This is a genomic window from Streptomyces sp. WM6378 (genome assembly GCF_001279695.1).
GTDB lineage: Bacteria > Actinomycetota > Actinomycetes > Streptomycetales > Streptomycetaceae > Streptomyces.
The window spans coordinates 17112-40193 of the sequence record NZ_LGDD01000011.1; the positions used below are offsets into that span (position 1 = coordinate 17112).

The 23082-nt window shown below is 69.6% G+C and carries 16 protein-coding genes and 2 pseudogenes; 8 read left to right on the forward strand and 10 right to left on the reverse strand.

What is annotated here, in order from left to right:
• Positions 1 to 5: 5 nt before the first annotated feature.
• The 8 genes and pseudogenes from ADK54_RS02650 to ADK54_RS02685 all read right to left on the reverse strand — a co-directional run bounded on the left by ADK54_RS02650 (position 6) and on the right by ADK54_RS02685 (position 13081).
• Positions 6 to 1923: pseudogene (locus ADK54_RS02650) on the reverse strand (alginate lyase family protein).
• Complete coding sequence (locus tag ADK54_RS02655; RefSeq protein WP_053723848.1) at positions 1920 to 4100, reverse strand: bi-domain-containing oxidoreductase; 2181 nt, start codon at positions 4098 to 4100, stop codon at positions 1920 to 1922. Before ADK54_RS02655 ends, ADK54_RS02650 begins: the two are co-directional and overlap by 4 nt.
• 18 nt (positions 4101 to 4118) lie before the next feature.
• Positions 4119 to 6053: an asparagine synthase (glutamine-hydrolyzing) gene (gene asnB, locus ADK54_RS02660; protein ID WP_053723849.1), complete on the reverse strand. Its 1935-nt coding sequence runs from the start codon at positions 6051 to 6053 to the stop codon at positions 4119 to 4121.
• A gap of 3 nt (positions 6054 to 6056) precedes the next feature.
• The gene (locus ADK54_RS02665) at positions 6057 to 7586 is read right to left on the reverse strand and encodes a Wzz/FepE/Etk N-terminal domain-containing protein (protein WP_053723850.1); all 1530 of its coding nucleotides are present in this window, start codon (positions 7584 to 7586) and stop codon (positions 6057 to 6059) included.
• Positions 7583 to 8950 carry a Wzz/FepE/Etk N-terminal domain-containing protein gene (locus tag ADK54_RS02670; RefSeq protein WP_053723865.1) on the reverse strand — a complete coding sequence of 456 codons (1368 nt, stop codon included), beginning with the start codon at positions 8948 to 8950 and terminating at the stop codon, positions 7583 to 7585. Before ADK54_RS02670 ends, ADK54_RS02665 begins: the two co-directional genes overlap by 4 nt.
• Positions 8947 to 10223: pseudogene (locus ADK54_RS02675) on the reverse strand (glycosyltransferase family 4 protein). The gene ADK54_RS02670 and the pseudogene ADK54_RS02675 overlap by 4 nt, the downstream one beginning before the upstream one ends.
• Positions 10213 to 11529 (reverse strand): nucleotide sugar dehydrogenase, encoded by a 1317-nt coding sequence (locus ADK54_RS02680; RefSeq protein ID WP_053723852.1) that lies wholly within the window; start codon positions 11527 to 11529, stop codon positions 10213 to 10215. Before ADK54_RS02680 ends, ADK54_RS02675 begins: the two are co-directional and overlap by 11 nt.
• 73 nt (positions 11530 to 11602) lie before the next feature.
• Positions 11603 to 13081, reverse strand: a complete 1479-nt coding sequence (locus ADK54_RS02685) for a sugar transferase (protein ID WP_053723853.1) — start codon at positions 13079 to 13081, stop codon at positions 11603 to 11605.
• A gap of 725 nt (positions 13082 to 13806) precedes the next feature.
• On the opposite strand from ADK54_RS02685, the gene ADK54_RS02690 reads away from it, so the two are divergent.
• Both ADK54_RS02690 and ADK54_RS02695 read left to right on the forward strand, forming a co-directional pair.
• Positions 13807 to 14004 (forward strand): hypothetical protein, encoded by a 198-nt coding sequence (locus ADK54_RS02690; RefSeq protein WP_053723854.1) that lies wholly within the window; start codon positions 13807 to 13809, stop codon positions 14002 to 14004.
• Between the two features lie 552 nt (positions 14005 to 14556).
• The gene (locus tag ADK54_RS02695; protein WP_053723855.1) at positions 14557 to 15120 is read left to right on the forward strand and encodes a hypothetical protein; all 564 of its coding nucleotides are present in this window, start codon (positions 14557 to 14559) and stop codon (positions 15118 to 15120) included.
• A 612-nt stretch (positions 15121 to 15732) separates the two neighbouring features.
• Here the strand turns inward: ADK54_RS02695 and ADK54_RS02700 are convergent.
• Complete coding sequence (locus tag ADK54_RS02700; protein ID WP_053723856.1) at positions 15733 to 16311, reverse strand: TetR/AcrR family transcriptional regulator; 579 nt, start codon at positions 16309 to 16311, stop codon at positions 15733 to 15735.
• Between the two features lie 90 nt (positions 16312 to 16401).
• Between ADK54_RS02700 and ADK54_RS02705 the strand changes: the two genes are divergently transcribed.
• The 3 genes from ADK54_RS02705 (at position 16402) to ADK54_RS45575 (ending at position 17950) form a co-directional block, all read left to right on the forward strand.
• On the forward strand, positions 16402 to 16848 hold the full coding sequence (locus ADK54_RS02705) for a DUF1772 domain-containing protein (RefSeq protein ID WP_053723857.1): 447 nt from the start codon (positions 16402 to 16404) through the stop codon (positions 16846 to 16848).
• Between the two features lie 234 nt (positions 16849 to 17082).
• On the forward strand, positions 17083 to 17508 hold the full coding sequence (locus ADK54_RS02710) for a DUF4267 domain-containing protein (RefSeq protein ID WP_053723858.1): 426 nt from the start codon (positions 17083 to 17085) through the stop codon (positions 17506 to 17508).
• Positions 17509 to 17812: 304 nt separating this feature from the next.
• Positions 17813 to 17950: a hypothetical protein gene (locus ADK54_RS45575; protein WP_159047601.1), complete on the forward strand. Its 138-nt coding sequence runs from the start codon at positions 17813 to 17815 to the stop codon at positions 17948 to 17950.
• 176 nt (positions 17951 to 18126) lie between these two features.
• On the opposite strand, the gene ADK54_RS02715 is transcribed toward ADK54_RS45575, so the two are convergent.
• A complete protein-coding gene (locus ADK54_RS02715) occupies positions 18127 to 19056 on the reverse strand; it encodes an NADP-dependent oxidoreductase (RefSeq protein ID WP_053723859.1) in 930 nt (309 codons plus the stop codon).
• A 75-nt stretch (positions 19057 to 19131) separates the two neighbouring features.
• Between ADK54_RS02715 and ADK54_RS02720 the strand changes: the two genes are divergently transcribed.
• From ADK54_RS02720 to ADK54_RS02730, 3 genes are all read left to right on the forward strand, one after another.
• Positions 19132 to 19524, forward strand: coding sequence for a winged helix-turn-helix transcriptional regulator (locus tag ADK54_RS02720; protein ID WP_053723860.1), 393 nt, complete (start codon positions 19132 to 19134; stop codon positions 19522 to 19524).
• Between the two features lie 391 nt (positions 19525 to 19915).
• Positions 19916 to 21328, forward strand: coding sequence for a HEAT repeat domain-containing protein (locus ADK54_RS02725; protein WP_053723861.1), 1413 nt, complete (start codon positions 19916 to 19918; stop codon positions 21326 to 21328).
• A gap of 298 nt (positions 21329 to 21626) precedes the next feature.
• Positions 21627 to 22928 carry an IS110 family transposase gene (locus ADK54_RS02730; RefSeq protein ID WP_053723862.1) on the forward strand — a complete coding sequence of 434 codons (1302 nt, stop codon included), beginning with the start codon at positions 21627 to 21629 and terminating at the stop codon, positions 22926 to 22928.
• The last annotated feature ends 154 nt before the right edge of the window (positions 22929 to 23082 follow it).

Genomic DNA, 23082 nt, shown 5'->3' on the forward strand with positions numbered 1-23082 from the left:
CCCCCCTAGCCGCGGAACCTGAGTACGGTGGTGAACCCGTCCGCGCCGTCGGTGAAGCCGGTGCCGACCAGCGTGGTGGTGGGTTCCTTGCGCCCGAAGCCGGGGGAGTACCAGCCCAGCGGCGGGTCCGTCTCGCCGCGGTGCGCCCGCCAGCACAACTGCCCGGGCAGGTCGAGCCGCCCGGTTCCCCACCAGGTCCGCGCCGATCGCCGGGCCGAGGTGGAACGCCAGCTGCACCGCCCGGCGCGGGCCGCGCACCTCGTCGACCACCCGCAACTCCTGACTCGCGGCAGTCAGCTCCACCTGACGGCGGTGCACGGAGGGCTGGTAGCCGTCGTGCTCGGCACACCAGCGGACCACCTGCTCGCCGGATGTGTCCGCGACCAGAACGCGGCTGCGGGCCTGCCGGGTCCACAGGAACGGGCCGCCGGAGACGGACTGGTCACCGCCGTCCAGTTGCAGGGTGTTGTGGCTGAGGGTCGACCGGAAGTATTGCCGCCACTCGGGCTGCCCGTGGTAGCAGAACGTCCCCGGGTCGGCGAGCACGTCGACCCCGTCGTACCGGACCTCCACGGACAGCGCGTCCGCGTGGGCATGCGCGGCGATGGACAGGAAGCCGTGCGGACCGCCGTCGCAGCGGCACCAGATCTCTCCCGGACCGCGCAGGATGGTCATGCCCGCGTCGGCGAAATGGGCCGGTCGGCTTGCCGAGCGGGCGACGGACGGTGCGGTCCCATTTTTGGGGTACGGGCGGATGAGCGCGGCAAGGAGCGGGGTGCGTACATCGGTGCCGGCCACCTCCGGCCACCAGGCGAGACGGCCGAACACGGCGTCCCCGGTGGCCAGGAGCGAGCCCCAGCGGTCGGTGCCCGTGCCGTCCACGACCAGACCGTGCCCGTCGTCCGCGTCCCCCTGGCGCGGTGGCCGGAACCGGCCGTCCACGACGGCCGCGAGTGCGTCGGTCATCCGCAGCAGCACCAGGCGGACGGACTCGGGGACCGGCACGCCGGCGGCATCCGCTTCGGCCACCGCGGCCAGACCGAGCTCCAGCACGAGTCCGTGATATTCGGTGGCCAGCTCGCGGTTGAGGCCGGAGGCGAAGGTGTTGCCGCGCAGGTGCCGCTCCAGTGACCGCAGCGCGCCGAAGCGCCAACGCGCCGAGGAGGGGAACCATCCGAACGCGCAGGCCGCTGCGAACTGTCCTGCGGTCTCGGCGATGACGTGGTTGTTCGCCGAGGACCCCCGGCTGGGGAAGGCGGCCAGCCAGCGCTGGTGGTGCCAGATCTGATTCACCGCCACCGGGTTGCCCTCGAAAAGGCCGGCCGCGCCCGGCCAGCCGTCGAGCAGGCGGCGGATCCACACCCAGGAAAGCAGCCGGATGCCCAGCTCGATGCCGCTGATCCAGTGCACTCCGCGCAGCGGTGGGTTGGCCGCCCACCACGATCGCAGGTGCCCGGCCACGCGCTCGGCGTACCGCTCGTCCCCGGTGACCGCGTAGGCGGCGGCGAGCACGGTGAGGTACTGATGCCGGGACAGCTCCCAGATCTGCTTGATGTCCCCGACCGCGTCTTCGCTGCGGTACGGCACGTCGAAGGCGTAACCGGACGGAGCCCGGCGGCCGGTCTTCGGGTCGCGCCACCAGTCCGGGTCGGCCAGGTCGTCGCGGACCACGCCGAAGTACTCGGCGTGCCCGTACATCAGCCGGTCCGCCTCGGCGACGAGACGTTTCGCGGCGTCCGGAGGTATGGCGGTGAGTGTCCCGGCGGGCAGTACCGCGGTGAACCGGGCGCCGGTCACGCGCGGGCAGTCGGGCACCGACGACCGCCACCGCCGCCTGCGCACCGCGTCGCCCACCCGGCCGCCGACCTCCCGCGGCTCCATCCGGGAAAGGCGTCGCAGGTACCAGCCGGTGCTCATGGTCATCGAGCCCTCACCAACTTCACCGGCGCGCCGCCGACCAGGCCGGCTTGCACGGCGAGGGTGGCCGACGTGGTGGCGACCAGCGACTCCAGCGGCACCGGCATCGGCCCGCCGGTCCGCACGGCCTTGATGAACGCGGCCAGTTGGGCGTTCTGGCCCTTGTCCCGGGCCTGGGGCAGCCGCGAGCTGACCCACTTCTTGGGGCCATGGACCGAGGTGCGGACGAAGTCGTCGAGCCGCAGCACCCTGCCGTCCGCGACGAGGTCCAGGGTTTCTTTGGGGAAACCGGACGGACCGGTGGTGACGTAGCTGATGGTGGCGGTGGACCCGTCCGGGTAGCGCAGCACGACCTGAAGATCCTCGTTGCCGGGCGTGGCGACCGCGTACACCGAGACCGGATCGGCTCCGAGCAGACAGCTCGCCGTGTCGATGAAGTGCCCTCCCTCGCCGACGAACCGCGAGCCCTCGGTGCCCTGCCGGAGGTACCAACTGCCGTGCTGCAGACGGCCCGCGTTGACCAGGTAGCGCAGGCTCGCCGGACCGGTCCGGGTGCCGAACCGCTTCCTGGCCTCTTGCAGCAGCGGCGCGAAGCGGCGGTTGAAGCCCACCTGCAGCCGGTCGTTGCCGGATTCCTCCACTGCCGCGAGTACGCCGGTCAGCTCGTCCTCGGTGAGGGCCAGGGGCTTCTCCACAAACACCGACTTGCCGGCAAGGAGCGCCCTGCGGGTCAGTTCGGCGTGCGAGCTGTGCCGGGTGACCACGAACACAGCGTCGACGGACGTGTCGCCGAGAACGGCGTCGAGATCGGTGGTCGCCTCGGCGAAGCCGAACTTCCGCTGGGCGTTGGCCGCGGACAGCGCCGTCGTGGTGACCACTGTCGACAACTCGACGCCGTCGCGCTGTGCCAGGTGCGGCAGCAGCATCGACGTCGCATAGTTTCCGGCGCCGACGAACGCGAGCCGCACCGGAGCCTTGGCGGCCCGGACCGGGGTGGAAACGCCGCCGCTGCGTCGCACCGCTGGCACTGCCACCGCCGGGGCCGCCGCTTCCCCCTTGTGTTCGGGGTACCGGAACAGCACCGCCACGGCCTTGAGGCCACCGTCCTGCAGGCGCTGGTATGTCTCGACGGCGTCGTCGAAGTCGGCGATGTGGGAGACCAAGGGCTCCACGTCGACGCTGCCGCGAGCGAGGAGATCGAGGAAGCACGCCAGATTGCGGCGTTCCGTCCAGCGGACGTAGCCGATCGGGTAGTCCCGCCCGTCGAGCTCGTACGCCGGGTCGTAGCGCCCGGGGCCGTACGAGCGCGAGAACCGGACGTCGAGCTCCTTCTCGTAGTACGCGTTCCACGGCAGGTCCAGGCGGCACTTGCCGATGTCGACGACCCGGCCGCGGTCCCGGCAGAGCCGGGCGGCCAGCTCGACGGGCTGGTTGCTGCCGCCGCCGGCGGCCAGGTACACCTGGTCCACGCCGTGACCGCCGGTGAGTTCGGCGACGGCGGCCTCCACCGCCGCGGACGCGGGGTCGCCGCAGGCCGCGGCGCCCAGGCGCTCGGCGAGCTCGCAGCGCACCGGGTCGGGGTCGACCCCGACGACGCGGACTCCCGAGGCGGAGAGGAGTTGCAGCACCAGCTGCCCGATCAGTCCGAGGCCGATGACCAGCGCCACCTCGCCAAGCTGCGGCTCGCCTTGGCGGACGCCCTGCAGCGCGATCGACCCGACGGTGCCGAAAGCCGCGTGCCGCGGCGCGAGGCCGTCCGGGACCCGGGCGTAGAGGTTCTTCGGCACCCAGTTCAGCTCGGCGTGCAACGCGTGTTCATTTCCGGCGCAGGCCACCAGGTCGCCGACCTTCACGTCGTCGATCCCGGTGCCGACCTGCTCGATCACCCCGCACAGCGAGTAGCCCAGCGGTGTGTACGAGTCCAGCTTGCCCATCACCTTGCGGTAGGTGGCGGGCACCCCGTTGGTGGCCACGCTCTGCATGACCTTGGCAACCTGGTCCGGCCGGGAGCGGGCCTTGCCCAGCATCGACATGCCGGCTTCGGACACCTTCATGAGCTCGGTCCCGGTGGATATCAACGAGTAGGCGGTCCGGACAAGGACACCGCCCGGCTTGCACCCCGGTACCGGCACGTCGAGCACCGCCAGCTCGCCGCTCTTGTAGTTCTGCACGACCTGTTTCACCCGAACTCCTCTGTATTCCTAAGCCGATAACCGAGTGCTCTGGCCGGACCCAGAGGTCGCGTCGCGGTACCAGTACTCGAGGGTCAGCACGTGCCAAAGTTGCTTGGAGAAGTCCCGCTGTCCGGCGGCGTCCTCGGCGACCATGCGCGCCAGCGCGTCGCGGCGCAGGAGCCCGGAGTTGACGAGCACGCCGTCGTTCACCACCTCGCGCACCAGCGGTGCCAGATCCCGGCTCATCCAGGCGCGCAGCGGGGCACTGAACAGGCCTTTGGGCCGGTACACGATCTCCCGGGGAAGGATCGAGGTGGCCGCCTCCTTGAGGGCGGCCTTGCCCTGCCGTCCGACGATCTTGCGATGGCCGGGCACGGCGAACGCCGCCCTGACCACCTCGACGTCCACGTACGGCACCCGCACCTCGGTCGACGCGGCCATGCTGGAGCGGTCCGTATAGGCGAGGTTCAGGCCCGGCAGGAACATCCGGGCGTCTCCCAGGCACATGCGGTTGACGAAGTCGTCGAGGTCGTTGTCCTGGTAGATGTCCGCGTGTTCGGTCAGCACGTCCTCGACCGTCCCGGCCAAGTCAGGATCGACCAGGGCGAGCAGCTCGTGCTCGTCGTACATGGTGTAGCTGCGCCGGAACGCGGTCTCCTCCGGCAGATCTGCGAAGGAGAGGAACCGCTTCGCGAAGCGCACTGACCGGTACCCGCGGCGGGACGTGGCGACCGGCAGCCTGTCCACGGCCCGGGACAGGCCCCGCCGCAGGGGGCTCGGGATGCGCTGGTAGCGCAGCGCGAGCAGGTTGGCCAGGTGCTTGCGGTACCCGGCGAACAGCTCGTCGGCTCCCATTCCCGAGAGCATCACCTTGACCCCGGCCTCCCGGGCGGCCGAGCAGATCAGGAAGGTGTTGATCGCTGCGGGGTCGCCGATCGGCTCGTCCAGGTGGTACGTCATCCGCGGCAGCAGGTCGAGCACGTTCGGAGCGATCTCGATCTCATGCAGGTCGACGCCGAACCGCTCGGCCACCCGCCGGGCATGGCGCAGGTCGTCCGGCATCGCCTCGAACTTGGCGTCCTCGGCGCGGAATCCGATGGTGTAGGCGGAGATCCCGGGCTGGTGGCGGGCAGCAAGGGCGGTCAGGTAGCTGGAGTCGAGACCGCCGGAGAGGAAGGTCGCCACGGGTACGTCGGAGAGCAGGTGCTGCCGGGTCGACTCCTCGACGATGGCGGCCAGGTCCGGCTGTTCGCCGCTGCGGGCCCGCTCCCGGCCCTCGGCGGCGACGTCCTTCAGGTTCCAGTACCGGCCGCGCTCCACCCGGCCGTCGGGCCGGCACCTTAGCCAGCTTCCCGGCGGCAGCTTCTCCGCCTCGCGGTACGCGCACCGTGATTCCGGCACCCAGTAGTACAGCAGCGAGGCCACCAGCGCCGCTTCGTCCACCTGCAGTGTCCCGCCGGTGGCGGTGGCGAGAGCCTTGAGCTCGGAGGCGAACATCAGGCCCGCACCGCGCCGGAGCAGGAACAGTGGCTTGATGCCCAACTGGTCACGGGCCAGGACTAGTTCACCGGTTCGCTCGTCGAAGATCCCGAATGCGAACATGCCGCGCAGCCGGGGCAGGCAGTCCGTGCCCCAGCGCCGCCAGGCCTCAAGGAGCACCTCGGTGTCGGAGGTTCCGCGGAAGCGCACCCCGGCGGCCGCCAGTTCGGCACGCAGCTCGGGCGCGTTGTACAGCTCGCCGTTGTACGTCAGGGCGAGTCCCCCCGAGACCATCGGCTGGGCGCCGGTCTCGGACAGGTCGATGATGGCCAGCCGGCGGTGCCCGAGGTGCACTTCTGCGTCACCGGCGGGGTGGCTGTATCGGCCCGCCCCGTCCGGACCGCGGTGGGCGAGAGTGTCGGTGAGACGGTCGGTCACGGCCTTCCCGTCCGCCCATCGGTAAGTCCCTGCGATGCCACACATCTCCTACCGGGCCTCCTGGTCGTTGTCCGGGACGCGTGAGGCCAGCATCGGCGGACGCTCCGTCCGCCGGCGGTCCGTCGCATTCTGCCGTGCCAGCCGCTCGTTGTGGCCGCGCAGCGCGGTGTGCAGCCCGTCCCACAGCGTGCCGTCGGTCCGGTCCCGCGGATCGGGGTCGATCAGCACCACACCGATCACCGGAATCCTCAGGTCCGCGAGCTGTCGCGCCACAGTGTGCAGCCATGCGGCGTCGGCGTGCCCCGCACGCACGACGAGTACGGTCTGGGTACCGAGGTACGGGAGGTCGGTCCACGCAGCGCCCGGCGCGACCGAGCCCACTCCGAACCGGTACTCCTCACGTGACACAGCCGCGGCACGCCCGCCGGTGACCACGGCCGGGCCTCCTGGCTTTTGGCGGAGGTGGGCGAGCGGCAGGCCGGGCAGACCATCGATGATCACCACTGGCCCGTCCGGTGCCAGCGCCTCGGCAAGGTCCAGGGCGATCACGCTCGCGCTGCGCGCACAACCCAGTTCGAGCAGCGACACCGGTTCCAAGGAGTCGCGCACGGTGCGGGCCAGGTTTGCGGTGAGCCGTTCGCGTGCCGCCGGGGTCCGTCTGCGCCGCCACAGCCTGCCCGACCCCAAAGCCGCGTGGCGCAGCTCCGCGATGACCGAGGCGCCCAGGTTCGCCGCGATCTCCCGGCGCAGCACGGGGCGGTCCGCCACCACGGCGCCGATCGCGGCCACCGCGAGTCCGAGGACGAGTCCGAGGACGAGCCCGATCGCGGCGTCGGTGCCGGCGGCCTTGGGTAGGGAGTGCGCCACCGCGCGCGGGCCGTCCACGATCTGGGTGCCGGCGACGAGTTTGGGCGTGCCGGTGCGCGCGTCTGCGGCGCGCTGGTCGAAATCGGTGATCCGTGAGGTGAGTTCGGCCCGGCGGGCGAAGAGCGACTCGATGCTCGCCGACGCTTTCGGGTCGCTCCCCGGCGATCGATCCCCGATCGCCTTGTTGACCTGGGCGAGGTCGTCCTGAATGCGGTCACGCTGGTCGAGCAGGGCCTTGGCCTCGGCCGCCGCAGCCTGCTGCATCCGGCTCACATGGTCCGCGACGAACGCATCGGCCAGCGCCTCGGCCCGAGCCACCGCTTCCGCGTCGCTGGCACCTGTCACATCGATCTGCAGCAGGTTGTTGGTCAAGCCGGTACCCCGGTAGTCCCGTATGAAGTCCTCCGGTTTTTCAGGAGACTTGAGAGTCTGTAGGGCCTTGTCGGCGATCCGCGTGGTCCCCAGCAGTGCGACGTCGGTGCGGATCAGCGTTCCGGGGTCGTTCGGCTGGTCCGCCTGATGCGCGACCAGCACCTTGGCCACCGCGGACGGAGGCGGCGGCAGCAGCACCGCTATCGCCGCGCCGACCAGCAGCCCGAGCAGAGCCATGGAGCACCAGAGGCGGCGGCGCCTGCGCACCGCCACCACCAGTGCCTGGAGGTCAAGCAGCGGAGCGGCGGCCGACGACTCCGGAGTCTTGCTCGGCGTCACACAGACCCCCCGTTCTCGTGGCCGCGCACCGCGAGGGCCGGAGCGGCCTTGTCCGGAGGATGGCCGACAGGTCGCTTCGTACGGGCTCGGACCGCGCCGGCGGTGACGACGCCGACGACCTCATGTCCTGCGTCCGCACACGCCTCGGCGACGGCGGCGAGCTGCTCCGCGGTCCAGCTGCCCGGGCTGAGCACGACCAGGGCACCGGACTCGGAGTCGCGGTCCGGCACCATCGGCCGGGACACCGAAACCTCCACCACCCGCAGCAGCGGACCGCTCCTGGCCTCCGCGGCGAGCTGCCCGGCGGCCCGGCGGGCGATTTCGTCTCCGTCCAGTACGACAACCAACAGCCGCCGGGGAGCGGGGAGTTGGTCCCGGAGGCGAGCGCATACCCGCTGGTAGCGGATCCGCCGGCCGGCCTCGTCGCCGGACATCCGCGGGGTCGGTATGTCCCACCGGGTGTCGGTGCCCATCAGCCGGCGGAGCCAGGCCCGCGGGCGCACGCCCTTCTGCCGGGGTGCGGGCCGTTCATCAGGTACGTCGACGGTGCCGAGCAGCACCGAGTCCAGTGCCGCGGCGATCTCCGGTTCGGTGCGCAGTCGGCGATTCACCCGTGCGGCGCCGAGATGGCCGATGACCGCGAGCAGGAGGAACAGCAGCGCCCCGGCGACGACGAGCTGCATTCTCGTCGGCGGCGCCTCGCCGGTCGGCCGGGCCGCCGGTCCCATGACGACCATGCCGGCCTTGTTGGCCGCCGGGTCGGTCTGGTCCAGTTTCTTCATGGCTTCCTGCAGCGTGGTGCGCAGCTTCTCGAGTTCGGTGCGGGCCTGCACGCTCTCCACGGTCTGCCCGGGATTGGCGGCGTTGGCCAGGTCGGTGATGCGGCGGTTGGCGTCCGCCACCTGCTGCCGCAGTGCGTCCGGCCCCGTAGCCGTGTCGGGGTTGGCGCCGTCGCCCGCGATCCGCGCGGCGAACGTGACGAATTGCTGGGCCAACTGGTCGCAGAGCCGCTGTGCGCGCTCCGGGGTGTCGGCCGTGCCCGAGATCTTGATGATGTTTCCGTCAGAGGCCTTGGCGCTCACTCGATCCTGCAGCTCGCCGACGCTGACGCCCTTCCAGCCGAGCGCGGCGGCCGCGCGGTCGACCACCGCCGAACTCGTTGCGATCTCCGCCTGCGTCAGCAGCGCGCGCTCCTCCCACTGCCCCGGGAGCAGTACCGATGCCGACGCCGTGTACCGCGGCGGAAACAGCATCGAGGTGCCGTAGCCGACGAGCGCGCCCACCACGGTGAGGATGGCGAGAAGCCGCCAGCGCCGACGGAGAATCCGCCCGATCGTGACCAGGCGTATCGGGTCATCGCTCAACGGCGCGGCCTCCACCCCGTCCGTAGCCGGCCGCCCGTCGGACCGGAGCGCGGTCACGGCAGGCAGCGGCGTAGGCGGCGAGCAGCGACGCTTGCGAGTTCCGCCAGGACAACTGCCCGCTGATCCGATCCTGGCCGATCTTGCCCATCCGGGCCCGCTTCTCCGGATCGTCAAGGAGCAGCGCGATGAGCTCGGCGAACTCCGCCTCGTCGTTGGCGGGCGCGTAGACGGCGGCGTCACCGGCGGAGACGCGCGCCTCCCGGAGGTCGAAAGACACGATCGGCCGCCCCATCGCCATGTACTCCAGGACCTTGTTCATGGTCGACACGTCGTTGAGCGGATTGCGCGGGTCGGGGGAGAGGCACACGTCGGCGGTGGACAGGTAGCGCACCAGATCGGCGTCCGGAATGCGCCCGGTGAACTGCACCTGCTCGGAGAGCCCGAGTCGCTGGGACAGCTCCACCATCGCGTCGAAGGCGTCACCGGCGCCGACGAACACGGCGTGCCAGTCGGTCCGTTCCAGCTCGTCGCGCATCTTCGCAAGGGCCCGCAAAGCGTAGTCGACGCCGTCCTGAGGGCCCATGACGCCGAGGTAGCACAGCAGATGTGGCTTGCCGCGCTTCAACTCCGGTTCAGGCGGCACCGGTTGGAAACGGTCGATCTGCGGCGCGCTGCGCACCACGAAGACGTCCTCCGGCCGCCGACCGCCACGGCGTACCGCGACGTCCCGGTAGCTCTCGTTCGTGGCGAGCACGATGTCCGCGGCCCGGTAGGTCAGCCGTTCCAGTGCGCACACGGCGCGGTAGAGCAGATCCTGGCCGCGGTCGAACCGGGAGAGGTACAGCTCGGGTACCAGGTCGTGCTGGTCGAAGACGAACCGCGCGCCGCGCCGCTTCAGCCGCAGCGCCGGCAGGAACAGCAGGTCGGGTGGGTTGCAGGCGTGGACCACGTCGACCGGGCCGACCTTGCGGGCCAACCGGGCCGTGTGCCACAACGCCGATCCGTACTCCCGCAGGTAGCCGGCCGGCCCTCCGGTGGCCGCGCGCAACGGGTAGCGATGGATCCGCACCCCGTCGATCTCTGCCTCCGGCTCCGTGTCCCGCGTCGTCCCCCGGGGACAGATGACGTGCACTGTCCAGCCCGCGTCGCGCAGCGTCGTGCACTCCTGCCACACCCGCCGGTCGAATGGCACCGACAGGTTCTCCACGAGGATCAGTGCGCGCCGGCCGTGCCCGACCCAGCCTTTCTCACCGAACGATGTGTCACCAAGCAAGGCCCATGTACCCCGGTTCGGCCCGGCGCGCCTCGGCGTCGGGAAGGTGGATGAGATCGACGATCACCGGGCCGTCGCCATGGGGGAGCGCCGAAAGGACGGCTGGATCCCTGCTCCCGACCAGGCACACCTCGGCGTGTTCGAGCACCTCGCCGACGGACGCGGCGAGCAACTGCGCGAGGTGCGGCAGCCGGGTCTCGATGTATTCGCGGTTCGCGCCGAGCAGCCGGGAGAGGTTCACGTTGGGGTCGTAGATCCGCAGGTCGTAACCCTTGCCGAAGAGCCTCTCCGCCAGCTCGACGAGCGGGCTCTCGCGGAGGTCGTCGGTGCCGGGTTTGAAGGACAACCCGAACAGGCCCACTCGGCGCTTGCCGGTGCGCTCGACCAACTCGACCGCGCGCTGCAGATGTTCGGAGTTGGAGGGCAGCACGTGGGCGAGGATGGGCACCGAGACGTCGGCCCGCTGCGCCGCGTGGACCAGGCTGCGTAGGTCCTTGGGCAGGCAGGAGCCGCCGAAGGCGAAGCCGGGCCGCAGGTAGGCGGGGCTGATGTTCAGCTTGCGGTCGGCCAGGAACACGTCCATCACCTGGTGTGAGTCCACCCCGAGCGCCTGGCACACCGCGCCCAGCTCGTTCGCGAAGCCGATCTTGAGGCCGTGGAACGCGTTGTCCGCGTATTTGATCGCCTCAGCCGTCGGGACGGGCACCCGGAACACCTCGCCCGGCAAGTCGTCGTACAGCGCCGCCACCACGTCGCCGCTTGCCGGGTCGAGCTCTCCGATAACGGTCTTGGGCGGGTCGAAGAAGTCCCGCACGCTCGTGCCCTCGCGCAGGAACTCCGGATTGACCGCGACCCCGAAGTCCACCCCGGCCGTGCCGCCGACGTACTTCTCCAGGATCGGTACCAGCAGGTTCAGGCAGGTGCCCGGGAGCATGGTGCTGCGGAACACGACGGTCTGCTGCCCGCCCCGCTCGGCCACCGCGGCACCGATCTGCTCGGTGACCCGCTCCAGGTAGGTGGTGCACAGGCTGCCGTTGGGCTCCGACGGCGTGCCCACGCAGACCAGCGACACCTCACTGCCCATGATCGCTTCGCGGACGTCGCCGGTAGCGCGTAACGCTCCGGCCCGTACGACATCGGCGATGAGCTCGCCGATCCGCTCCTCGACCACCGGGGCCCTGCCGTCGTTGACCAGGTCGACCTTCACCTGGTTCACGTCCACTCCGATGACCTCGTGTCCCATGCCGGCTAGGCACGCGGCCGACACGCAGCCCACGTAGCCGAGCCCGAAAACGCTGACTCTCATTACCCGTACCTCCCCCCAGGCAGGCCCTCTTGGCCTGCGGTTCGCGCGCCGGCCGGACGACGACCCCCGCGCATCAATACGCCCCCTGGCCGTAGAGCACCGCACGCAGCGTCTTCCACAAGATCACTGTGTCCAGGGCGAGCGACCAGTCCTCCACGTACCGCAGGTCGAGGCGGACCGCCTCCTCCCACGGCAGGTCGCTGCGTCCGCTGATCTGCCACAGGCCGGTGAGCCCGGGCTTGACAAGGAGCCGCCGCCGGATGTCCGGGCCGTACGCAGCGGACTCCTCCGGTAACGGAGGCCGCGGACCGACGAGCGACATCGATCCGGTGAGCACGTTGAAGAGCTGCGGGAGCTCGTCGATCGAGTACCGGCGCAGCACTGCTCCCACTCGGGTCACCCGCGGATCCCGGCGGAGCTTGAACAGCAGACCGGCGCCCTCGTTGCGGTCGGCCAGTTCGGCACGTGCCCGGTCAGCCCCGGCGACCATGGTGCGGAACTTGAGAATGGTGAACTCGCGGCCGTCCTTGCCGACCCTGCGCTGGCGGTAGACCGCCCCACCTCGGCTGTCGACCAGCACGAGCAGCCCGACGAGCACCATCAGCGGCGCGAACAGCAGCAGCAGAATCGCCGCGCCCATCCGATCGACGATCTCTTTGACCGCACGGCGGCCCCCGGTGAAGGCCGGCATGGTGACCCGCAGCAGCGGGATTCCGAGCACCGCGTCGACGTGCAGCCGCGGGCCGGCCACCTCCATCAGCACGGGGGCCACGACCATTTCGGCGTCGCTGCCTTCGAGGTTCCAGGCCAGCCGCTGCAGCCGGTCCGGTGACCAGTGCGCGTGCGGTGTGACCGCGACGACACGGTAGCCGTCGCGGCGGACATGGTCGGCGACGTCCGTCAGTCGGCCGACGACCGGCACTCCGTCCAGTTGGTCACCGTCGAGCCCGAGACCGTCCGTCGTGCACACCGCGTCCACCCGCCACCCGAGGTGCGGGAACTTGCGGGTTCGGGTGATCAAGTCGCGCACGGTGGCGGGGCTACCGGCAGCGAGCACGGGGCGCAAGCATCGCCCTTCCTTACGCTGTTTGTGCAGCCAGAGGCGCAGCAGATACCGCTCGATCATGGTGATGAGCGCGATTGCGGGGATCGCGACGAAGATCCAGAGCTTGATGTTGCGCGAGGTGAGGGCGATCCCGCCGAGCGCCAATACGACGACCGCCGTGAACAATGAGCGTCCGAGCCGGCGGAATTCCTCGGCACCCTGGCCGAGCACGGCCGGAGCCCACGCCCGGCTCACCGCAAGCGCTGCCAGCACCAGCAGCTCGGTGCCGAAGGCGAGAATTCCCCACTTCTCGTGCCAGTTGGCCGCGTCCCGGACCCCGAAGAAGCTGCCGATCGCCGCCACCACGATGGCGGTTGCCACGGTATCGCTGGTGATCACAGTACGGCGATACCGCTGCTCCCAGTCGATAGCGGGCTGGCTGATTGCCCCGTTCGCCGGACGTCTTCGCTCCGACGTAAGCGGGCTGACTAATTCGCCCTGCCGCACAGGACCCCCCAGGTCACCAGTGGTTCGACGTGTTCGCCCAACACTGTTCCTCCCCCCCGGGAGGCCCCCGCCTCCCCGCACTCTCTCCCTCGACAGGCCCCCGCCCTCGAATGACATCCCAGCCATTTCGGTGCTACTTGAACAACCCACCCTGGCGGAACCCATCGAGGCCTCGGGCGCTCCCCGCGCCAAAGGCTCCCTGTCGGACTCCAAGAGTTTCTGACTGTCTGTAGCTGGACCTATAGATCATTAACGGTCGTCTCGTACCCGAGCAGCTGAAGCAGGGACAACTTAGAGCACCGGAGACAATATGTAGAGAGGTTGTGTGTAATTCGTGGTCAGCTTTGAGACTGAATCCACCGGCCGGTGACTGCTTACGAGTGGCTTGATGCCACCGCGCGCTCGAGCAGTTCGCCCCGCACGTGGGCGCCGCCATCTGGGTCTTGAGTCAACTCCGCAGCAGCTCGCCCCCTCATTTGAGGCGGCGGGCTGCGGTGCTGTTATGGCGGGTTTATTGACGGGTGAGGACGTTGATCTCGGTGGCGGAGGCCCAGGGGTGAGGATGATCGCCTGGAGTGGGCACCCTGGCATCCCTGAAAAGTCGGCCCGGAGCAAGGTGTGAGCAGCTTGCGGGCCGCGGCAACCTTGGCGATGTTGCGCGCCGCGGCGCCGCGGCGGGCCTCGATCCGCTCCCGGTGGGCACTCATCGGGGTGTTGTGAGGGGCGTGCCGGATGGCCTCAACGGCCGCCCAGCGGACCAGTTTCGAGCCCTGCTCGGGATCCGTCCGCGCCCCGTCCTCACCCTCGACCAAGCCCTCGACAACGCGCAGAAGCCCAACACGAGGCTGTGCTCCCTGTGTGGGGCGGCCGGCGAACTCGACCCGATGCTCAACGGTTTCGAGCACATCGACGACGAGCGGTGAGAAGGCGCGTCGGAGCGTCTCGCTGAGCTTCAGGACTGTAGACCGCGGTGCCGGGCCGCGGCCATGATTTGCCGATATCCGACGATCGAGCAGACCAGCAGCGTGGACAGGGCTGCACCGCCCACAGCCAGGGCAGCTCGTATCACCCACGACAGCCCTGGGTTGGTGAACGCGCCAGCGAACACGAAGGGCCCGGCGAGGAGAGGCAGAAGCATCCGCCAATTCGCCCACTGTCCCCAGGACTCCCGTTGATGACCGTCGAGACCGACGGGGAAGAGCCAGGCGGCGAACCGCATGGACCTGGACGGATTGTCGTGTGGGGCACCGAACATGTGATCAAGTGTCTCAGACCGTGCAAATCGGAAAGCGCACAGCGAGGGTTCTCCCCGTTGCCGATCTCCGATACGGCCGTTCCTGTGGTCGAGCTCTGCCGACCAGCGGCCGGGGCCGCGCAAGGGGGGTTTCCATGCTGCCGGTAGCCGGGAGGCCCCCCGAGGCGTCCGTGTGGATGGTTTCGGCCACCAGTAGGCCGCAGGTGCGGGAGCATGGCTCATGCCCAACACTGCCTGGACGATCCTGGTGGCGGCGATCACCGCAGTGGCGGCCACCACTGCGACCGGCCTCATCGTCACGCCGCGGATGGACGCCCGTAAGAAGAGGCTTGGCGAAATCCATTCCGCCCGAGACTCCTTCAGCACGCACATGACGATGGTCGTCTGGGCGTGCACCCGGCTGCTCAATGTGCCGCCTGTGGCCGACGATGGTCCGGAGTGGACACCCGTCATGCGCGGGCGCCTGGCAGCCGAACGGGCACGGTGGCTCCAGCAGATCGACGATGCCACCCGCTGGATGGTCGACAACGTCGCGACGTACGCCGGGAGGTGGCCTCTGCGCCGCCTCATCGTGTTCGCCACTGCCTACGCCGCGAACGCCCGGATGGTGGTGCTGTCCGAGCGGGAGGAGGCCACCAAGCTGCGGCACCTGCTGGTCCTCACAATGCCGGTGCAGCGCCAGTTCTTCGGCTGGCCGTGGTCTCGCGCGCGCTACTACTTCGCCGACAGGCGTGCCTTCGCTGAAACCATGGCCCGCCTCGAACGCGAGGCCACCGCACGGTAGGCCAGTGGTTCGGGTCCGGCATCGAGAGACGTAAGGCCGCGGCTGCCGGCATCCTCCCCGAGATGTCCCGTTCCTCGGCCGCTCCCCGCTGCCCGCGGGGCTCACACGGAACGGAGATGCCATGAAGCCCACCGTGCCACCACCTCCCCCCAGCCCGGGGCTGCCACTACCAGCGGGCACGCACAGCCGCCGAACAGCTGTCCGCCGCCGTGCACTTCACCCAGCACCTCCGGGACCAGCGCACCCCGACATCTGCCGACCGATAGCCGCCGCACCGCTCGGGGCGGCGGTATCCGCGTCCCACGGGAAGGTCGTGCCGGCGGGGTCGCAGCTGGGTAGGGTCCCGGCAGCAACACAGAATGGGGCCGCGCATGACCCGACGACCTGGTGGCCGTGTGTGATGTCTGCCTGGGGGAGGTAGCGGACGGCTCGTCTGCCCGGGCCGCTACAGCTTCGCCGCCCGCCCGCCACGCGTGGGCCTGCGCCCGCTGCGTGACCCTGCGACCGTCCACCTCGACCAGGACGACGAGGGCACCGGCGAATGACGCGGCGTTAGGGTGCGTATCAGGCCGTGCTCAATGAGCATCGCGGCTTGCCTGCCGGGACGGTGTGTCAGGCCATGGCGAGCCGGTCCGCGAGGAGCTCCACCCTCTGAGCGGCATCCTCCGGCAGCAGCCGTCCCGCCCGGGTCAGGGTCGCAAAGCCGTGCAGGGACGCCCAGAACACCTCGGTGAACAGTCCCGGGTCGACGCCGTCCCCGGCGACCTCGCCCAGGCTTTCCAGTAGGGCGGCGAAGGCGTCCTTGAGAGGTTCCGGGGTGTCCTCCTGGGCGTATGCGAGACCGCCGTCGAGCTGGAACAGGGCGTCGTAGACCGCCGGATGGCGTTCGGCGAAGTCGAGGTAGGCGCGCGCGAGGGCGTTCACCCGGGCGCGCGGGCCGTCCGCGGCGGCGGTCGCGGCCCGTACCGCGGAGGCCATCTCGGCGGCGCCCTCCAGGGCGACGGCGCCGATGATCTCGCGTTTGCCGCGGAAGTGGCTGTAGAGGACTGGCTGGCTGTACTCGATGCGCTCGGCGAGCCGGCGGGTGGTGACCGCGTCCCAGCCCTGCTGCTCGGCGAGTTCGCGGGCCGTCGCCACGATGAGGCGCTCGCGCTCCGCCCGTTCGCGCTGCTTGCGTTCCTGTACCGACATGATTCGATCCTAGCATCGCTAGACAATCGAGCGGCAGCAGTACTAGCTTTGCCTCACTGCCTAGCAACGCTAGATTCTGGGAGGGTCATCATGCTCAACGCACTCGAGGTCATTACCACCGTGGTCGTCGGCGTGATGGTGGGGGTGGAGTTCTCCGTCGCCTTCGTCATGAACCGGATCTTCAACGCCCTCCCGGAGGACAGTGGCCAACTCGGCCGCGCCCACGGGGGCCGGATGCTCGGCGCCGTGATGCCGGTCTGGTACATCGGTTCGCTCGCCCTCGTCGCGGTCTGGGCCGTCGCCGGATGGCGCCACCCCGGCACCGGCCTCGTCGTCACCGCCGGCGCGCTGCTGATGCTCAGCGTGATCATGTCGATCCTGCTGCTCGTCCCGATCAACAACCGGAACAAGACGTGGACCCCCGAGAATCGGCCCGAGGACTGGAAGGAGCAGATGAACCGCTGGGACCGCTTCCACTACTTCCGCGTCGCCGTCATCATCGCCGCCTTCGCCCTGCTCGTCGCCGCACTCGCCTGAGCCCGCGGGTCGACACCGCGCCCGGTGGCGCACGATCCCCGCCCCCCCCGGGCGGCAGCGGGCCACGGAAATCCCGACATCCGGGAGTACAGCTGCCGCTCAGATTCCACAACGGCGATCCCGACAAACCACGCCCCTCGACCAGCCGCGTCCTTGGGGTCTGATCGGGCCCCACACGACTCGGCAAGCTCCACGAAGCTCACCAAGCCGACGAAGACCCGCAAGGAGAAGGACATGTCGCTGAAGAAGATCAACACCGTCCTGGCCGCCGCCTTCATCCTCTTCATCCTCTGGTTCGGGTCGGAGTTCATCCTGAGCCCGGAGACGATGGCGCCGGGCTTCGGCCTGCCGAGCTGGCCATCCGGCGACGGTGGCGGCTTCCTGATCATCAAGGGAATCCGCGACGTCGTCCTGGCCCTGGTCCTGGGCATCCTGCTGGTGACGGGCCACCGCCGGGCGCTGGGCTGGGTGCTGCTGGTGGAGGCCCTCGCCGCGTACGGCGACATGACCACCGTGCTGGCTCACCACGGTTCCGTGGCCACCGCACTCGGCGTCCACGGCCTGACCGCGACACTGATGGTGGTCAACGGCCTGCTGATAATGCGGGAGCCCCGCAAGGTCGCGGCCGCTCCGGCAACGCCCGCCCCGCAGCCCGCCTAAAGAACACCGGCCCGCAACGTCGCGTCGCGTGTCCTGGGCGATGACCTCCGTCATGGCCCGTCGGCTCACCGGCGCCACCCTTGCCTCCTGGAGGACAGCGTGAGCGACAACCCGCAGATCAGGGCCATCCTGGAGTACGTCGAGGTCCGGGAGGCCGAACTCGGCGAGCAGGCCGGAGGGATCCGCTCCCGCATCGAGGAACTCACCACGCGGTGGGTGAACTCGACGCGGAGAGCGAGAACTTGCGAATCACCCGCAAGACCCTCCTCTCCACCCCCGCACCGGAACCGCCGACGAACCGTCGGTGCCCGACGTGCCAGACCACCCGGCCTACCGGCAGATCCTCGCCGCCTTCGCTGCTGCAGCGACCCCGCTGCGGGCCCGCGATCTCTGCCCGGCCCTCGACCTACCTATCGTCCCGAAGAACACCGAAGGCAGTTGACCTGCTGGGATGCCAGGTTGTTTGAGAAGCGGAAGCCCGGAGTTCTCGAACGACCTGGCATTCGCGGAAGTCGCGTTCGCGGTAGCGGCAGGTGTGCCCTTTGCCGGGTCGTCACAGGCGCGAGTTACCAGCCGTTCATCAGTGGGGCCTCGCTCACGCGAGGCCCCTCGACGGGATCAGACGGTGAGGACGAGCTTGCCCTGGAGGTGACCGCTGTCGAGGAGCCGGTGCGCGTCGGCGACGCGCTCGAAGGGGAACGTATCCTGCACGTGGACCCGGAGCCTGCCCTGTTCGACGAGTTCGACGAGGCCTCGCAGGGCGACCGGATCGGGGTCGACCGCGATGCCGCTGAAGTGCATGCCGGCCACCTCGTACTTGGTGGCGAGCTCCGAATCCTCCTCGGCGACTGCCGTTACCAGGTGACCGCCTGGGCGGAGCACTTCGAGCGACCGCTCGACGGTGTCGCCGCCGATCGTGTCGAGCACGACGTCGATGTCGCGGACCGCCTTGGTGAAGTCGACCGCCGTGTAGTCGATCACCTCGTCGGCACCGAACCCCTCGACGAACTTCCGCTTGCCCCCGCTGGCGGTCGCGATCACGTACGCGCCGAGAGCTTTCGCGATCTGGATCGCGACGTGGCCGACCCCGCCACCACCGCCGTGGACCAGGACGCGGTCGCCCTCACTCACGCCGCCGAGGTCGACGAGGCCCTGCCACGCCGTCAGCCCGGCGACCGGCAGCGCCGACGCCTCGACATGTGAGAGCGACGTCGGCTTGCGTGCCAGGTGCAACGCCGGCGCCGACACGACCTCGGCGTACGCGCTCGCCGCCCGGGGGAACAGCGGCATCCCGAACACCTCGTCGCCGGGCCTGAACCGCCACGTCCCCGGCGCCTGTTCGACCACGCCGCTGATGTCCCAGCCGAGGACGAACGGCGGTCGGCCGATCAGCGGGAACTCGCCGGCGCGCAGGCGCGCCTCCAGCGGGTTCAGCCCGATCGCCTTGACGCGGACGAGAACCTCGGTCGGGAGGGGCTGAGGCTCGGGCACGTCCACGATGGTGAGCACCTCAGGACCGCCGAGCGTCTGCTGGGTGATGATTCGCATGACTCTCCTGGTTTGGGAGGGGGGAGAGAATCCAGGCTAGGTTTCCGATGGGAACCAGCAGGTACCTTTGGCGCCATGAGCGGTTTCGGTCCCGGCGATCCCTTTCTCTCCGACTGTCCGGCGCGTCTGGCGGTCGAGCTCATCGCCGACAAGTGGACCGTGGTCGTGCTCTACGGCCTCAGTAAGGGCCCGGTACGCCATGGCGAGCTCATCAAGCTGATCGGCGGCATCTCCCGCAAGATGCTCACTCAGACGCTTCGACGGCTTGAGGCGCACGGACTCATCCGCCGCCACGCCTACGCCGAGGTGCCGCCCCGCGTCGAATACGAGCTCACCCCGCTCGGGGCGACGCTGATCGACCCGATCCACATGCTGACCGAGTGGGCGAGGGCGAACGGCGACGCAGTGCTCGATGCGCTGGACGCCGATCCTGGCGGCGAAGCGGCGCTTGAGGCCGGGCAGATGTAGCGGGTAACCATCAAATGCGCCGAGAACGAACAGACGCCCCACAGCGCCCATGTACACGCCTAAATCGATCCTGACAGGTGCAGTGGGAACGAACCCTCGAAGTGGGATCAACCTGCACGGACGAAGCAAACGCCGAAGTGTCCCGTCGCGTTTCAGGTGGCAGGTGACAGGGCCCTGACCTGCTGGGCTGCCAGTTAGAGTGGGAATCTAGCCCGCCCAGTTCTCAGTCGAGTTGGCCTTCGCGGAAGTGGGGGGATGCCCTGGTCTGCAGCAGGCGGGTGGCGGGGCTGGGTTCGTAGGCAGGGGCTGATCCCGCGCAGGCGGCGCGAGCTTGACTGTGGGCTGCGCGTCGTGATTGCCGAGCTGGTGACGTCAGCGGCTGGGGGGGAACATGGGCAAGAGCGGACTCGATGGCCGTCTCGTGTCGGCGGTACGGGCGGGGGATGCCGAGGCGGTGCGGGCCCTGTTGGAAGGGGGCGCGGACCCCAACACAGCAGACAGCGACGGGCTGCCGGTGCTGTGCTCGGCTGTGGCAGCGTACGACGCTCCAGTCGCCGAGGCATTGGTGCAAGGCGGTGCCGACCCTGACTGGACGCTGCCCGACGGGACCACCCCGCTGTGGCGTGCCATTGACGGCGGCTCCCCGACGGTCTTCTCGGCGGTACTGGGCGACGAGCCCCGGTTGCGGCTGCCGGAACCTGTCCGTGAACAACTCCTTGCCCTGGCCCGCAGCTGGCATGAGACGGGCGCGGCCGAACAACTGCGGCGCCGGACCGGGGCGCGGGGCCCCGTTGTGACAGCCCCGGTCCAGGACGGCGAGTACGTCTGGGAGTCGGTCGATCAAGTCTCCTTGGGCGGCCTCGTCACGCGGTCCGGACACAGCGCCATCCTGACCTCGCTGGAGTGGGCTTTTCGCATCCTCACCCCGGTGAGCGAACTGATCTCCCGCGCCGCCGAGCAACCACATGAGGACCAGATGACCTGCTGGGAGGTCTGCTCAACCCTCTGCCAGCGCCGCGGCTTCGAGACCTGGTCGGCCGTGGTGGCCCATCGCCACCACCCCGACCCCGCGCACCGCCGCGTCGTCGCGCGCTACCTGTGGATGCGGGGAGTCACCGACTGCGCCTCGTCCTGCGCGACGAAGGAGAGCGAAATGCTGGCCGCCTGGGCGACTGAAGAGACCGACAGCACGGTACTCGCGAACGTACTCAACGCCTTCACCGAGTACGAACACCCCGACCAAACGGCCATCGGGCTGCACTACGCCGGCCATCTCGATCCCCGCGTACGCCGCGAAGTCCCCGCCGCTCTTTCCGGCAACGACACTCCCCTCAGCCCTGCAACCAGGGCCGCACTGCTCGCTCTCACCCGTGACCCGGACGCCACGGTAAGCATCAACGCATGCCGAGCCGGCAAAGGAGACGACAGCCTCCTCCCACAGATCACCCAGACGCTACTGCTCTTGGCCGAAGACCCGGACGCCGACCTGCGGGGCGCGGCGGCAGTTGAACTGGCCGCCTCCCCAGACCACAGCCCCGCCGTCGCCGACACCCTGTGGACCCTGCTCGACGAGGACAACCAAGTCATCCGTCTGGAGGCCGCCCACGGCCTGGCGCTACGCGACGATCCGCGTACTGCCAGAGCCATCGAGCGAGTCGGTCCCTTCAACGGCCGCTTCGAGCACGACCACCGTGCCAACGCGCTCTGGGCATGGCAGTGGCGAAGGGAGAACCCGCCCACAGGGCGCCCCCTGGCCTCTGGCCTCGCCCCTACTGCAAGGTCTGGATCGGGCAGGCCGTCATGAGCGCGACGCAGCGAGAATCCGATGACACGGATGAGAACGGTTGAGAATCCGCCAGTTGCACTGCGACAGTCCTCGTATCGCTGACGTGACGCCTTGCAGCCGTGAAAATGGGGTCGGTGGCTGCCCGCGACGTCGATTTGTCCTTGGGCGATCGATCCCGCGCGACAGTCTGATGCCGGAGCCGGCTTGAGGGGCTGCGCACTGTTGCCATCGAGCACGCCGTTCAGATTCTCGTTTCCCCTCCCGCTCCCGGGCGGTCACCGCCTGGAACGACGGCTGCGGGATGAGGTGGGCTGCAATGACAGAACCGGAAGAGATCAGCACGTCCGAGGATTTAGTGGACCGTGTCGCGGCGATCGACGTCGCCAAGGCAACGGGAATGGTGTGCATGCGCCTGCCGCACGCGTCCCGACCTGGGCGCCGGGTGCAGGAAGTGTGGAACGTGGCCGCCACGACCAATGCGATCCTGGAACTCGGCGACCGCCTGGTGTGCCAGGGCGTCACCCGGGTCGTGATGGAGTCGACGGGCTCGTACTGGAAGCCGTTCTTCGTCCTCCTGGAAGCCCGCGGGCTTGAGTGTTGGCTGGTGAACGCGCGCGACGTGAAGAACGTCCCCGGACGGCCCAAGACCGACCGGCTGGACGCCGTCTGGCTGGCCAAGCTGACCGAACGCGGCATGCTCCGGCCCTCGTTCGTCCCGCCCAAACCGGTGCGGCAGCTGCGCGACCTGACCCGCACCCGTACTGTCCTCCTGCAGGAGCGCACCCGGCACAAGCAGCGCATCGAGAAGATCCTCGAAGACGCGCAGATCAAGCTCAGCACCGTGGTCACCGACATCTTCGGCGTCTCCGGCCGGGCGATGCTGGAAGCCCTGATCGCCGGCGAGCGGAACCCACGGACGCTGGCCGAGCTGTCCCGGGGGCGGATGAACGCCAAACGCCCGCGGCTCATCGAGGCGTTCACCGGCGGCTTCGAGGACCACCACGGCTTCCTGTGCCGGACCCTGCTGGACACCGTCGACCACCTCACTGCCCAGGTCGACCGGCTGACCGAGAGGATCACGGCCGCGATCGAGGGCCTGCCCGGCCCCGACGGCGAACCCGGCCTGGGGCCCTCGCTGGTGCAGCGGCTGGATGCCATCCCGGGCATCGGACCGACCGCCGCCCAGATCCTGCTGGCCGAACTCGGCCCCGACATGCGCGTGTTCCCCACCGCCGACCACCTCGCGGCCTGGGCCAAGCTCACCCCACGGACCGTCCAGTCCGGCGCCAGCAACGCCAGCCGCCCCACCGGCAAGGGCAACCCCTGGCTCAAGGGAGCCCTCGGAGAGATCGCCCTGGCCGCCTCACATAGCGACAGCTTCCTCGGCGCCCGCTACAAACGCCTGGTCAAACGCCGAGGCAAACCCAAGGCTCTGGTCGCCGTCGCTCGCTCGATCCTCGTCATCGTCTGGCACCTGACCAACGACCCGGACGCCGTGTACACGGACCTCGGCGCCGACTACCACCAGCGGCTCATCGACCCCGCCCGCCGTACACGCGACCTGGTCCGCCAGCTCAAAGCCCTCGGCCACGACGTCACCCTCGCCCCCACCGCGTGACCCCACTCCTCAAAGCTCAGGCCAACGAAGGCGCCGCCATGGCCGAGCACAGATGGATTTTCCGTTCAGTAGTTGGGGCCGCTGCGCTGGCCGCCGTGATGGCGGGAAAATCGGCCTGTGTCCGTCCGGGACGCCGATGAGTCTGTGATGCGTT